The sequence below is a fragment of the Acinetobacter sp. ANC 3903 genome, assembly GCF_002135315.1.
Lineage (GTDB): Bacteria > Pseudomonadota > Gammaproteobacteria > Pseudomonadales > Moraxellaceae > Acinetobacter.
The window spans coordinates 1-13713 of record NZ_NEGA01000002.1 but is presented as its reverse complement, the minus strand read 5'-3'; the positions used below and the strand labels follow the sequence as shown (position 1 = coordinate 13713).

At 40.4% G+C, this 13713-nt stretch carries 16 protein-coding genes; 11 read left to right on the top strand and 5 right to left on the bottom strand.

Annotation, left to right across the window (positions count from 1 at the left end; translation table 11 throughout):
• Positions 1 to 46: 46 nt before the first annotated feature.
• The 5 genes from B9T29_RS01390 to trpB are packed head-to-tail and all read left to right on the top strand — an operon-like array spanning position 47 to position 4087.
• Positions 47 to 355 carry a YcgL domain-containing protein gene (locus B9T29_RS01390; RefSeq protein ID WP_086174210.1) on the top strand — a complete coding sequence of 103 codons (309 nt, stop codon included), beginning with the start codon at positions 47 to 49 and terminating at the stop codon, positions 353 to 355.
• A 21-nt stretch (positions 356 to 376) separates the two neighbouring features.
• Entirely contained in the window at positions 377 to 760 is a 384-nt protein-coding gene (locus B9T29_RS01385) for a hypothetical protein (RefSeq protein ID WP_086174209.1), read from the top strand.
• Between the two features lie 21 nt (positions 761 to 781).
• Positions 782 to 1633 carry an AAA family ATPase gene (locus B9T29_RS01380; RefSeq protein WP_086174208.1) on the top strand — a complete coding sequence of 284 codons (852 nt, stop codon included), beginning with the start codon at positions 782 to 784 and terminating at the stop codon, positions 1631 to 1633.
• A gap of 12 nt (positions 1634 to 1645) precedes the next feature.
• The gene (locus tag B9T29_RS01375) at positions 1646 to 2833 is read left to right on the top strand and encodes a vWA domain-containing protein (protein ID WP_086174207.1); all 1188 of its coding nucleotides are present in this window, start codon (positions 1646 to 1648) and stop codon (positions 2831 to 2833) included.
• Positions 2834 to 2878: 45 nt separating this feature from the next.
• Positions 2879 to 4087: a tryptophan synthase subunit beta gene (gene trpB / locus B9T29_RS01370; RefSeq protein ID WP_086174206.1), complete on the top strand. Its 1209-nt coding sequence runs from the start codon at positions 2879 to 2881 to the stop codon at positions 4085 to 4087.
• Between the two features lie 134 nt (positions 4088 to 4221).
• Here the strand turns inward: trpB and B9T29_RS01365 are convergent, their stop codons facing one another.
• From B9T29_RS01365 to B9T29_RS01355, 3 genes are all read right to left on the bottom strand, one after another.
• Entirely contained in the window at positions 4222 to 4653 is a 432-nt protein-coding gene (locus B9T29_RS01365) for a CBS domain-containing protein (RefSeq protein WP_086174205.1), read from the bottom strand.
• Between the two features lie 131 nt (positions 4654 to 4784).
• Complete coding sequence (locus B9T29_RS01360; protein WP_086174204.1) at positions 4785 to 5159, bottom strand: DUF2750 domain-containing protein; 375 nt, start codon at positions 5157 to 5159, stop codon at positions 4785 to 4787.
• 138 nt (positions 5160 to 5297) lie between these two features.
• Positions 5298 to 5531 carry a hypothetical protein gene (locus tag B9T29_RS01355; RefSeq protein ID WP_086174203.1) on the bottom strand — a complete coding sequence of 78 codons (234 nt, stop codon included), beginning with the start codon at positions 5529 to 5531 and terminating at the stop codon, positions 5298 to 5300.
• A 222-nt stretch (positions 5532 to 5753) separates the two neighbouring features.
• Here B9T29_RS01355 and B9T29_RS01350 point away from each other — a divergent pair, with 222 nt between their 5' ends.
• A complete protein-coding gene (locus B9T29_RS01350) occupies positions 5754 to 6116 on the top strand; it encodes a hypothetical protein (protein WP_086174202.1) in 363 nt (120 codons plus the stop codon).
• Positions 6117 to 6222: 106 nt separating this feature from the next.
• A complete protein-coding gene (locus B9T29_RS01345) occupies positions 6223 to 6543 on the top strand; it encodes a hypothetical protein (RefSeq protein WP_086174201.1) in 321 nt (106 codons plus the stop codon).
• Here B9T29_RS01345 and B9T29_RS01340 read toward each other — a convergent pair.
• Complete coding sequence (locus B9T29_RS01340; RefSeq protein ID WP_171263947.1) at positions 6470 to 8050, bottom strand: M16 family metallopeptidase; 1581 nt, start codon at positions 8048 to 8050, stop codon at positions 6470 to 6472. The genes B9T29_RS01345 and B9T29_RS01340 overlap by 74 nt on opposite strands.
• Positions 8051 to 8061: 11 nt before the next feature.
• Positions 8062 to 9402, bottom strand: a complete 1341-nt coding sequence (locus tag B9T29_RS01335) for a M16 family metallopeptidase (protein WP_086174199.1) — start codon at positions 9400 to 9402, stop codon at positions 8062 to 8064.
• Positions 9403 to 9625: 223 nt separating this feature from the next.
• Between B9T29_RS01335 and ftsY the strand changes: the two genes are divergently transcribed.
• The 4 genes from ftsY (at position 9626) to B9T29_RS01315 (ending at position 13254) form a co-directional block, all read left to right on the top strand.
• Complete coding sequence (gene ftsY, locus B9T29_RS01330) at positions 9626 to 10726, top strand: signal recognition particle-docking protein FtsY (RefSeq protein WP_086174198.1); 1101 nt, start codon at positions 9626 to 9628, stop codon at positions 10724 to 10726.
• 172 nt (positions 10727 to 10898) lie between these two features.
• The gene (locus B9T29_RS01325) at positions 10899 to 11585 is read left to right on the top strand and encodes a nitroreductase family protein (RefSeq protein ID WP_086174197.1); all 687 of its coding nucleotides are present in this window, start codon (positions 10899 to 10901) and stop codon (positions 11583 to 11585) included.
• Between the two features lie 189 nt (positions 11586 to 11774).
• Entirely contained in the window at positions 11775 to 12368 is a 594-nt protein-coding gene (locus tag B9T29_RS01320) for a nitroreductase family protein (RefSeq protein ID WP_086174196.1), read from the top strand.
• Between the two features lie 211 nt (positions 12369 to 12579).
• On the top strand, positions 12580 to 13254 hold the full coding sequence (locus tag B9T29_RS01315) for a DUF2057 family protein (RefSeq protein WP_086174195.1): 675 nt from the start codon (positions 12580 to 12582) through the stop codon (positions 13252 to 13254).
• Positions 13255 to 13713: the final 459 nt, after the last annotated feature.

Below are 13713 nucleotides of genomic sequence, written 5' to 3'. Positions count from 1 at the left end.
TTTTGCTGTATGCTTTGTCCTGAGTTTTATGAGTACTGTTCCAACTATGCAATGTTCAATTTTTAAATCTAGCAAAAAAGATGAAATGTATCTTTACATCGCCCGTCCAGAAGCCACTGAACATGAAGCTGAGGCAATCAATCCGCTAGAAGTTTTACCGGAAGCGATGCGCGTTGCATTTGGTCGTGCAACTTTTGTTATGGATTTAGAGTTATCTGAAGGTCGTAAATTGGCACGTGTAAATGTGTTGCATGTGATCGATTCTATTGAAACTAAAGGCTTCTTTATTCAAGTACCTCCAGAAGGGTTAATCAATCCAAATGCTGTTGCACCTGAAGGGCTTCGTGGCGCTTAATGGTTAATCAGGAGTTGTAAGATGAATGGTTTTCTTTCACTACTAGATTCAATTCCTGAAGATAGTATTGCTGTCACGGTTTATCTTGTAGGCAGTCTGATTATTCTATGGGCCTGGTATGCCATTGCAAAACGTTTGCCTAAACCTTTAGGTGGCATGACCTGGCTCATCGGCTTTGCCATTTTACTGACACCCACAGTTTCTGAAGGAAATAATGCTGCTATCGCTCCAGCTATTTTCGGCTTGCTGTTCGGTGTGCTCACCAAAGAAAAGACGCTGATTTGGTCAAATGCCTCTCTGATCTTGTTTGTGCTCGGAGTAGGTTTGGTCATTGGTGCCTTATGGTCAAAATACACTGCCAACAAGGCAAAATTCGAATTAAACAAAAATAGTTCACCGCTTTAAGTAAAACAATAAGGTTAGATCATGTCTGTTGATACCCAACAATTTATCGGTACAGATCAGTACATTGCGACTGATAGTTTAAAACTTGCTGTCAAGGCTGCACGTCGTTTGCAAAAGCCACTTCTGGTTAAAGGTGAACCAGGAACCGGTAAAACGCTACTTGCTGAACAAGTGGCTGAAAGCTTGGGGCTTAAGCTGCTCACGTGGCATATCAAGTCGACCACCAAAGCCCAGCAAGGCTTGTATGAATACGATGCCGTATCGCGCTTGCGTGATAGTCAGCTAGGTGATGATCGTGTTTATGACATTAAAAACTACATCAAGCCTGGAAAATTGTGGGAAGCTTTCACCAGTGAACAACGCTGTGTGTTGTTGATTGATGAAATTGACAAGGCAGATATCGAGTTTCCGAATGACTTGTTGCATGAACTCGACAAAATGTCGTTTTTTGTTTATGAGACTGGTGAAACCATCACCGCGACACAACGTCCGATCGTGATTATTACTTCAAATAATGAAAAGGAATTGCCGGATGCATTCTTGCGCCGCTGTTTCTTTCATTATATTGAATTCCCTGATGAAGCGACCATGCGCGAGATTATCGATGTGCATTTCCCGCAAGTTTCCGCAACTTTAGTGAATGAAGCCTTGCAGGTTTTCTTTAAACTGCGTCAGATTCCGGGTTTAAAGAAACCACCATCCACTTCTGAACTGATTGACTGGTTAAGCCTGCTGATGGCAGATGACATGCCAGAAGATATTTTGCGCAAGCATGACAAATCCAAGGCTATTCCACCCTTGTATGGTGCCCTGATCAAAAACGAGCAAGATGTGCAATTGCTTGAACGTTTAGCCTTTATGTCGCGTCGTTAAGGAGACATCGCCATGTTTGTGCGATTGTTTTATACCTTAAGAAAATACGGCGTACCGGTTTCAACGCGTGAACTGATTGATCTGAATGAAGCGGTTGCTTCTGGTCTGGTTTTTGCCAATCAGGACGAGTTCTATCAACTGGCTAAAACGGTCATGATCAAAGATGAGCGTTTCTTTGACAAGTTTGATCGTGCCATGAAAGATTACTTTGATGGTATCTCTACTTTTGATCTGGATGATTTGCTCAATCAGGTACATAAACTGCCGAAAGACTGGTTCGACCTCGAGCTTTTAGAAAAGCATCTTACTCCAGAACAACGTGAAGAGCTGAAGAAAGCAGGCTCGCTGGAAGAACTGATGAAGATGCTGGAAGAGCGTCTTCGTGAGCAGCACAAGAAGCATCAGGGTGGTAACAAGATGATTGGTACTGGTGGCACATCGCCATTTGGTGCCTATGGCGATCATCCTGAAGGTGTGCGTATTGGTGGGCCGGGACGTAAACGTTCTGCAGTCAAGGTTTGGGAGCAGCGTAAATACCAAAACCTGGATGATGAGCAAATACTCGGTACACGCCAAATGCAAATGGCATTACGCCGTCTGCGTAAATTTGCCCGTCAAGGCGCAGCTGAAGAACTGGATATTAACGGGACCATTCGGGAAACGGCCAAACAGGGCATTTTAGATGTACAGCTGGTGCCGGAACGTCGCAACCGCATTAAAGTGCTGATGTTGTTTGATGTGGGCGGTTCGATGGATTCGCACATCGCGCAATGTGAGAAACTGTTTAGCGCGGCTAAAACCGAATTTAAAACTTTAGAATATTTTTATTTCCATAACTGTTTGTATGACTATGTCTGGAAAGACAATATCCGCCGTTCTAATACCCGCATGAATACCTGGGACTTATTCAATACTTATGGGCGCGACTATCGGGTAATTGTGGTAGGAGATGCCAGTATGGCACCTTATGAGCTGAACTCGGTGGGCGGTTCTGTTGAATATATGAATGATGAAGCAGGTAATGTCTGGTTACAGCGTTTACGTCAACATTTTGAAAAGACGGCCTGGCTTAATCCAGAACAAGACAGTTATTGGCATTACACCCATACCATTGGTCAGATCAAACAAATCTTTGAAGATCATATGTATCCCATGACCTTAAAGGGTGTGGAAGACATGACAAAATATTTGGCTCGTTAAACGTATTGAAATCAAATGCGTTCTTTTTAAATGAAGGAATTGAAAATGGATCATCAAATTAATGGCATCCCATTACCCAATGAAGAAGGTTTCTTTGGACAATACGGTGGTCAGTTTATTCCACCTCATTTAAAAGAAGCGATGGACGAAATCAATGTGGCGTATGAGCAAATCCGCCATACTGCTGAATTCCAGAATGAACTAGCCGATTTGTTTGCCAATTATGTCGGTCGTCCAAGTCCACTGTTTCATGCCAAACGTTTGTCCGATCAATTGGGTGGAGCACAAATCTACCTGAAACGTGAAGATTTGAACCACACCGGCGCGCACAAAATCAACCACTGTTTAGGTGAGGCTTTGCTTGCCAAATACATGGGCAAGAAGAAAGTCATTGCTGAAACGGGTGCAGGTCAGCATGGTGTAGCATTGGCAACAGCATGTGCTTTAGTGGGCATTCCATGTGAAATTCACATGGGACAAGTGGATATTGAAAAAGAACATCCAAACGTTGTAAAAATGAAAATTTTGGGTGCGACCCTGATTTCAGTTACACGTGGCACCGCTACCCTAAAAGATGCCGTGGACAGTGCCTTTGAAGAATACTTAAAAGATCCGAAAAACTTTATCTATGCGATTGGTTCAGTGGTAGGTCCACATCCATTCCCGAAAATGGTGCGTGACTTTCAGTCCATTATTGGTGATGAAATCAAGGTTCAAACCCAGGACCGTTTTGGATCAAATCCTGATTATGTGGTTGCATGCGTTGGCGGTGGTTCCAATGCGATGGGCGCTTTTACAGCATTCTTAAATGATAATGATGTAAAACTGGTAGGTGTAGAACCTGCAGGACATGGTTTGGATACTAATATGCACTCAGCAACTTTAACTCTGGGTAAACCAAGCCAGCTTCATGGTATGGCCTGTTATGTGCTTGAAGATGAGCAAGGTGAGCCTTTACCGGTACACTCGATTGCTTCAGGTTTAGATTATCCGGGCGTAGGTCCACAGCATAGCTTGCTAAAAGACTTGGGCCGTGTGGAATATACCACAGCAACCGACCAAGAGTGTCTGGATGCCTTTATGACTCTTTCACGTGTAGAGGGAATTGTGCCTGCACTGGAAAGTTCACATGCAGTCGCCTGGGCTTTGCGTGAAGCACCAAAAATGGCCAAAGATGTAAAAATTGTCGTGAATCTATCGGGTCGTGGTGATAAAGACTCAGACTATGTGGCTGCAAAATTGGGTTTGAATTAATTATAAAAATCTCTCTAGTGCCATATATGGCTCATCTTTTAAAAGAGGATGGTTAAAATCTCCCTTTATTAAAGGGAGATTTAGAGGGATTAAAAAAAACCTCTCGACATGAGAGGTTTTTTAGGCATTAAATCTTAACTTGCAATATATTGTTGTAACTGATCAATGAGTTTGCGCTGATCATCCATTACAGCTTTAACCAAATCACCAATCGAGATTAACCCTACCAGTTTTGCATTTTCAACTACAGGAAGATGACGTAAATGACGATCAGTCATTAAGCCTAAGCAATCTTCCACACTGGTGGACTTAGTCACGGTCAGTACTTTAGCAGTCATGATTTCACCGACTGTCGTTTCTTTAGAGGTCCGTTCCATCAACGTCACTTTACGCATGTAATCACGTTCGGACAGAATACCAACCACTTTTTCTTGGTCAGTCACGACCAGTGCACCAATGCCTTTAGCTGCCATAAGTGAAATTGCTTCAAGTACCGTCGATTCAGGACTAATAGTAAAAATCGTTTTCTCAATTTTGTTCTGAATAACTTGTGCTACATTGGTCATTTATTATCATCCTTTTTGTTATTCATTTGACATTAAACTTAGCGCGAAATAAGAAAAATGCAAATACTTTTCGGGTCATAAATAAAAATTTACATTTCCCTATTTTTCATTATTGCTGTTGGCAGAAGACATTAAGCCGGTTGTACAGAATCAGAAAAAAAGAAATGCCGCATTTGTTGAGTGGTCAATTTAAATTTCCGACTCGACGAATGACAGAGTGCAGGGGTTACATTTAAGCGAGTTAATGTCGGCAGCAAGGATTCCTGAAAATCCTTTGGCGTAATTTTACGCGGTGTATAATTTGGCCAGTGCAACTGTGCATATTTTTGTGCCTGAATGCCGTTCAGCCAAAATGGAAAAATGTAATCTTCATGGTCGGCCATCATGGCCCAGCCTTGTTGATGATAGAGTCCCCAAAGAACACCGCAGTACATCATTGATTTTAAAATCGTGATTTTAAAAAATAAGTCTTTAGGAACCAGTTGTAATGAGTTAATTCGATTCATACCAGAGACATGTAGTGAATTCAGCAGTTATTGTAAGAAATTTAGATGAAAGTTCTGTGTAAGCTTTGAGAAACAATGTAAATAAATATGTATTTAAAAATAAAAGGGATTAAAAAACGCCACCTTGGTGACGTTTAATTAGGCTTGCATCGTGGCCAGTTTCTGCCAATATTGTGCTTTGAGCGAGTCACGTTCTACCCGGAAGCCTTGATAGTAAAGTTCTGCTAAAAATAAAGCGGCTTTACCATGCCCGGCACGAGCGACTTCTTCCAATTTTTGAACTGCATCTGAAAAATTCATTTGAGATTGAATGGTATTCACGGCATCTGCATATGCATGTTCTAGATCTTGAGGAGAGAGTTGTTGAATCATATTAAACTCCTTATTGTAATTATGATTGCTAGTAAGACGATTAAATTTGTCTTGATACTAATTTAACTAAGTATTGTTAAAGTAATATTACATTGAACTCAGATTGTCAAACAATATATGTGGGCTATAGCATTAAAATCAAGGTTACATGATTAAACAATATACAAAATAATTTTTGCTTAGTATCTTAGTAGAGGAATTTGAAAATATAAGGAGAATAACATGACAAAAACATTAGACGGTTTCACCTTTGATTTGCCTCCTACTCCAGATCAAATCATTGAACTCGCGCATCAGCATCGTAGAAATTTGGATGAAGCCATTTTCCACCAGGAAATTCATCTGGGTAATTTTTGCTTGGCACAGCGTAAAAGGGTTTATGATTTTACTCGCCAGCTCGATGTGCAACAACGTGAGGATTTTTATAGCCTCTATAATGGTGAGTTGCTGCGCATAGCGGATGATGATGAGCTGCATCCTGTGCATGCAGAAAGAGGGGTGGGTGTATTTGCAATTGCCCTAGTCATGGGGATTATTGCTCTGGTGCTTTATTATGCGGTCATCAGGAATGTAGTTGGTTACTAGATCATTTTGATTTGCTCAATTTCTGTTACGAATGCGGCGAAATTGAGCAAATCTGCTTGTGCTTATTCATGCCGCATCCTACACTACCTTGAGTTCGAGGTAGGTTATGCATATTGCTTTACAAAAAATTGTTCAATTAAAATCTCAAATAAAGCTTGAAGATATTTATAACGGATTTATCGCTACAATCATTGCCATTATCCTGAGTCTTGCTTTCATTGCTCTGCATCGCCCCATTTCGGTTCAACAATTTGAAAATGTCGTGAAACTTTCAGTTCAAGCCAATTATCCAGATACTCAAGAAATGGCTTTGCTGCTGATGCAGCAACCTCAGATTCCTTATGCCCAATATTTTAAATTGATGCAGGCGCATCAGTTGGAGATGACACAGGCGCATCAGTTACCGCCTCTGCAACCGGAGCAATAATAGTTTCCGGGTTCTGCTTGATTGTAGGTATGTTTTTGGGAGTTTGCGGATTCAGGTCTTGTTTTAGTACTGCTTCCAATGCGATTTTATCTAATTTCTCATTCACTACAATGATGGTAAGACGTTCAGGATGTAGATGTTTTTGAATGGCATTCTGCACATCTTGTGCGGTAATTTTTTCTAATAATTTTGGATAGTGACTCAAGTAGTCTGCCGGTTGGTTGTAAAATCCTATAGAACCTAACTGGGCGTTAATGTTGGCATTACTACTATAATTATTCGGAAAGGCACGTAACATACCTGCTTTGGTTTCTTCCAGCTGTTTCTGGTCAATGGGTTGTTGGACAAAATTGACCAAAGCCTGATGGGCGACTTTCAGGCTGTCGAGCAGTTGATCTTGACGGGTAGAGTAGCTGAAGCTAAAGGTTCCTGGAGCCTGGCTAAAGGAAAATGAACTATAAGCCCCATAACTCAAACCGCGCTTAACCCGCAGTTCTTTCATCAAGATGGAGTTGAAGCCACTTCCACCAAACATTTGATTGGCAACTTCCAGGGCCAGGCGATCCGGATCGAAGCGTGAGGGACCTAATTGACCCATCATGACATGTGCCTGAGTGGAATTAAATTTAATGTGACGGATATCAAAACTTGATTTATCGACGGGTTGAGCCAAGGGTTTGGCTTTTTCACCTTGTTTCAGGTTGCCGGCAATACGTTCAGAAAGTTGCTGTGCCTGTTTGCTACTGAGTTGACCTGTGATGGCAATGTTCAGGTTTTGTGCCACCAAAAATTGATCACTAAATTGTCTTAATTGTGCTGGTGTGATTTTGCTGATGCTATGCTGAGTTCCGCTAATCGGTTCGGCATAGGCATGTTTCCCATATAAAGCCCGATAAAACAGAACACTCATCATCCGGCTTGGGCTTTCCTGAATTTGCTTTTGTCCGACTTGCGTGTTGCTTAATACCAGACTGATACGGGATTTTTCAAAGCTGGCATGCTTCAAAAGCTCCATCATCATCGCCAAGGCGGGTTCAAGCTTTTGAGGATCAGATAATACCCGTAATTTTACAATGAACATATCCCGATACGCTTGGGCACTAAATCGCGCTCCCACACTTTCAAAAGCATTGGCAATTTCATTGGCCGTATAGTTTTCTGTACCTTCATCAATCAGTTTTGCCGCCATATTGGCAATGCCATATAAACCGGGTGCAATTTCTTCATCTCGGGCTGAGCCAGCATTGAATGTCAGCTGAACATCAACCATAGGCAAATCTGCTGATTCTACAAAGAGCGTGCGAACTTTATATTTATTTTTCAGCTCATGCACATAAGGGGCATAAAATTGACTTTGTTTATTGGCAGTTTTTAAGCTCTGTAACAGCAAAATAGAGGTAAGCTGTGTCGGATTGTCATCTGGAATGGTATCTAAATCCACATCTGCCATGACGGCTTGAGCCCAACTCATGCAACTGAAAATAAGAAAAGAATGTAGCTTGATCATGGTAAATTCCATTATTGGGCTTTATTTTCAGGCGAAAGGTATAAGGTGCTCAGATTGTCCCGGCTAAAATAAACATTCGCCACGCGCTGAATGTCCTGTGGACTGACGGTTTCAAAATGTTTTGGTAACTCATCCATCAAGCGAAAACTTAAACCATTGATTTCCAGATTACCCATCATTCGGGTTTGCCCAGCAATGTCATCCTGGCTATAGACTAAATTGGAGGCATATTTAGCTGTCACGCGATTGACTTCTTCGGGCTTAATCAACTCTGTTTTTAACAGCTCAATTTCAGCCTGAATAGCTTTTTCAGCCTCTTGCAAACTCACGTCTTCCGCGGGCAAGGCCGAAATACTCACCAAGCTGTCTCCGCGACTATAAGGGTCATAGGACACACTGACTGCGGTCAATATTTTTTTATCGCGCACCAGCCGATCTTGCAGTCGTGAAGAAATTCCACTGTCCAAAATGTTTTTAATAATGGTTAAGGCATAAGCATCTTGCGGATTTTTTGCAGTAGGTAACGAACGCACGTTCCAGGCCATAAACAGATTCGGCACTTTAACAGGCAGATTCAGTTCCATATGCCGATAACCAACATGATCAAATTCTAATACGTCATTACGTGGCGGGGTTTTTCGGGCAGGAATATCGGCAAAATACTTTTGCACTTGCAGCAAGGCATTTTCAGCATTTACATCACCGACAATAATCAAGATGGCATTATTCGGACTATACCAGTCTCGATACCATTTTTTGACATCTTCCAGCTGAATGTTTTGCAGGTTTTTCATGTATCCAATCACCGGTTGGCGATAATGGTTGGTTGGATAAGTAATCCATTTAAAACGTTCAAAAGCCAGTGCTGTCGGGTTGTCGTCGGTACGCAAGCGCCGTTCTTCCATAACCACTTTAATTTCCGGGTCAAAATCTTGTTGGCGTAACAACAAGTTGCTCATGCGATCCGCTTCAAGTTCCAAAGCCATCGGTAAATAGGTTTTAGGATAAAGCTGATAATAATTGGTGTAATTGGTAAAAGTCGAAGCATTGACCCTGCCACCATACATACGGCTTAAGCGGGTAAACTCGTCATTGGGAACTTTTTGCGTACCTTTAAACATCATATGTTCCAGTACATGTGAGATCCCTAATAAATTTCCCGATTCATCACTACTGCCCACGCGATACCAAATTTGTGTCATCACCATGGGAGAACGGTGGTCTTCCCGGATAATCACTTTTAAACCATTCTTCAGTGTAGTTTCAAAGGTGGTACGTGCCAGTTCACTCCGCGTTTCTGCCTGCGTCAAATCGCTTTGCAGCGTAAGCAATACCAAGCTGATCGTTAACATATACTTTTTAGAAAAAGTCAGCTTTGGAAAAAGTGAGAGGTAACTTTTGAGCACAAGACTTACCCAAGTGATGAATTAAATTTATAAATATTTTTCAGAAACTCTAATTTGAAAGCAAGCTTAAGTTGTTGGTTTTTGGTGTGTTCAATGTCTACTGGGAAATGCACGACAAAACTATGCTAGAATTCTTGTTTTTTAACGCAATGCTTTTCAAGGATTCGGCATGCAACAGCAATCTAATGGGCAAAATAAATTTTTGATTGATGCTGATATCGGGGATGACGATGTCACTTTACCGAATTTACCTGCGGTAAATATCCCTATTGTTGAAACTCAAAATGAACAAGCTGCTGTTTCTGCGCCTGTAGCCACAGAAACAGAACAAGATGATTCATCTAAAGGTGGCTTTTTCAGCCGCATGAAAGTCGGGTTGACCAAAACCCGTAAAAACCTTGCCGATGGTATGGTTAATATTCTCATTGGTGGTAAAGAAATCGATGATGAATTGCTGGAAGAAGTTGAAGAGCAATTACTGGTTGCAGATATTGGTGTAGAGGCAACTAAAACCATTATTGCAAACTTGACTGAGCGTACTGAACGTGGCGATTTGATCTATTCACACTCGCTTTACAAAGCACTGCAAGAAGAATTGGTGGCTTTGCTGGCACCGCGTGTTAAACCTTTACATATTGACCCCAATAAAAATCCATTTGTGATTTTGGTGGTGGGTGTAAATGGTGTGGGTAAAACCACAACCATTGGTAAATTGGCTAAACGCTTGCAGGGTGAAGGTAAAAAAGTCATGCTGGCCGCGGGGGATACCTTCCGTGCAGCAGCCACTGAACAGCTTCAGATTTGGGGTGAGCGCAATAATATTTCAGTTGTCGCACAGGGTCATGGTGCAGACAGTGCTTCTGTGATCTTTGATGCTTTTGAAAGTGCACGTGCCAAAGGTGTAGATGTCCTGATTGCTGATACTGCAGGACGTTTACATAATAAAAGTAATTTAATGCAGGAACTCACCAAAGTAAAACGAGTGATGCAAAAAATTGATGCCACAGCACCGCATGAAATTATGTTGGTGGTCGATGCAGGCACAGGTCAAAATGCAATTAATCAAGTTGAAATGTTTGATGAAGCTGTAGGTTTGACAGGACTAACCATTACCAAACTGGATGGTACCGCTAAAGGTGGGGTGTTATTTAACATTGCAAGCCGTACCCATGTGCCTATTCGCTTTATTGGTGTGGGCGAGAAAATTGATGATTTACGTCCGTTCTCGGCAAAATCATTTGTTGCCGCGTTATTTGAAACTGAAAAGTAAAATGCGTTATATTTCACACAAACTCCGCTAAATGCGGAGTTTGTTGTTTTTGCGATAACTGTTTGATTTAAAAAACGACATTCAAAAATATCTAATTCAAAGGATCCCTCAATAAAACCGCTAGAATATTAAAAATATTACAAGCTTAGCATTTGTATTGGGGAGTACTGCTGTGGCGTTATTAGATAAAATTGGTCAGGTTCTAACGGCAGATATCACCAAAGATTTGAAATTGAAAAAAAGAATCACAGATGAGATTCCTGAATTAACTTTTGTCGATCATTTAAAAAAGCGTCGGAGTATTTATGTGCTGGGGAAAAAGGTTCATTTTAGCCAGGCTTATTTGACCCAGCTTATTCAGGAAGCAGTAAAAAGTTGTCCGTCTGCGTTAAATTCTCAAAGTTCTAGAATTATAGTTTTATTTGGTGATTCCCATGAGCAATTTTGGCAAATTGTCAAAGAAGTACAACGCAAATTAGTTGCCGTACATGTATTCGCCGGTGCGGAAATGAAGATAGAGCAATGTATGGCAGGATATGGAACCGTACTGTTCTATGAAGATCAGAGCACCATACAAAAATTGCAAAAGAAAATTCCTTTTAATGCCGATGATTTTCCAATTTGGTCTGAGCAAACATCGGGTATGGTGCAATATGCAGTATGGACAGCCTTGGCTGATTCAGGTATTGGTGCTTGTTTGCAACATTATAATCCGAGTATTGATACGGCAGTTTCGGAACATTTTCATATTGATGAATCCTGGTTGTTACGGGCACAACTGGTATTCGGTTCTATAGAGCAACAAGCAGAGATCAAACAGGAACCTCAGAACGCTGAACGATTTAGAATTTTGAATTAATCTCATCGCTGTATCAATTAAGCACTTTTAATGGGTGCTTTTTTATTTTTATATCAGTTGAAAATCAGCTATGAAACTGTTCCATAAATAAAACACAATGTCACTTTTTTAATTGTGGAATAATTCTAAAATTAACATAAGATCAATATATTCTGATTACGCTTATTAAAATTCAAGGAAGGTGAAACCATGTCATTTTTAGCCCATATGAAACAACGCCGTACTATTTATGCAATTGGTCAAAACGTTCCGATCACAGCAGATAAAATAGAAGACGTCATTAAAGATGCAGTGCGTAATAGCCCCTCTGCTTTCAATTCACAAACTTCACGTGTGGTGACTTTATATGGTGAATCGCATGCGAAATTCTGGAGTATTGTGCGCGAAACGTTACGTAAAATGGTGCCAGAAAGTGCATTTGAAAATACCAATGCAAAAATTAACAGTTTTGCAGCAGGATATGGCACGGTATTGTTTTTTGAAGATCAAGACGCGGTAAAGTTGCTTCAAGAACAATTTCCCTTATATGCTGAACATTTTCCGGCATGGTCAGAGCATTCCACCGGAATTGCACAATTTGCCGTATGGTCATCATTGGCAGAACAGCATATTGGTGCTTCTTTACAGCATTACAATCCTGTAATTGATGATGAAGTGGCAGCTACTTTCGATATTCCTAAAAACTGGAAGTTACGTGCTGAACTGGTGTTTGGTTCAATTGAAGCATCAGCGGGAGAAAAAACATTTCTTGATGATAGTATGCGTTTCAAAAGATTTGACTGATGAATGTTTCATTTAAGTGAAGTTAAGAGAGTGCTAAAACAGCACTCTCTTTATTGCTAGGGCGAATTGCAGATAAATCAGTTAAGTTGCAAAGCTTATCTCAACAAAGTCTTGAAAATACAGCTGTATTGAAAATAGCTTTGTCATAAAATTGTCATTTGTTAATTGCATAGTGCAATATATTTTTAATATTCAAAGAAGAGATAGTGGGATGAGCTTAAAATTAACTTTTGCTGCAGCTGCATTGATGGTAAGTGTAAGTGGTGCTGCATTTTCGGCAGTCACTATTTCAGCTCCAGAAGAAATTAAAATTCTAGCGGTGAATGATCAAGAAGTTAATACCGGATTATTTCGTGCCAAGAACAATCAATATAAAGTCGATGCAGGTACGAGTAATATCAGTGTGCGTTACACTCAGTATTTTGAACATTTGAATGGTGAACACGATATTGTGAAATCTGGTGTTGTTACTATTAAAACACCAGATTTAAAAGATGGTACAGAATATCGACTAGACTTGGTCAATGCACCAGCAAATTTTGAAGCTGCCAAAAAATATGCTGAACAACCTATTGTGGCACTGTTTGATAAAAATAATCAGATAGTGGTTCAACAAGTGGGTGCAAACACAGAGCAAAAACCTTGGCTGGGGCAGGGTATATTTTCAAAACCTACAGATTTAACTCAAAAGAAAACAGCTGTGGAGAATCAGCCTGCACCTGTATATATACAAGCGGCAGTTCAACCTACAGTAGCGGCAGTTGCCTCTAGTGAGTCAGGAGCTTTAGCAATCACTGGCGATCAGCAACTGATTCAATTATGGCAAAAAGCAAATAAGGCAGAACGTCAGAAGTTTATGTCATGGCTAGCAGAGCATTCCAATTAATAAGTTTAAATAAAACCAGCATAAAGCTGGTTTTATTATTTTGAGAGGGAAGATTAAAAATTAAAATGGTCGAGATGATCTAAAAAATGAATGTAGCAATGTGTAAAAAACACTCAAAATAACCTTTAAATATGCTAAAAATACCTTTCTGGGTTAAAAAACAAACACTCGAATACAAAATTGTAGAAAATTCTATAATAGGGGTTGTGTTGATTTAAAAACTCTATAGAATACGCTGCATCCCGACGAGATACATGAAACGAAACGTTAAGTGTTAAACGTTAGCTTGCTGGTGACGAATCAGCAAGAAGATCATTAAGAGATTATGAAGAACAACTTGTGTGGATTTTTACTGGTTGATTGATCGAAATTATTTTCATTGATTGATGGTAGAAATGACTCGAAGTTTATTTGAGAAATTAATGTCAGAAAATTGATGAGCCAGATTTGGTGTTTTGA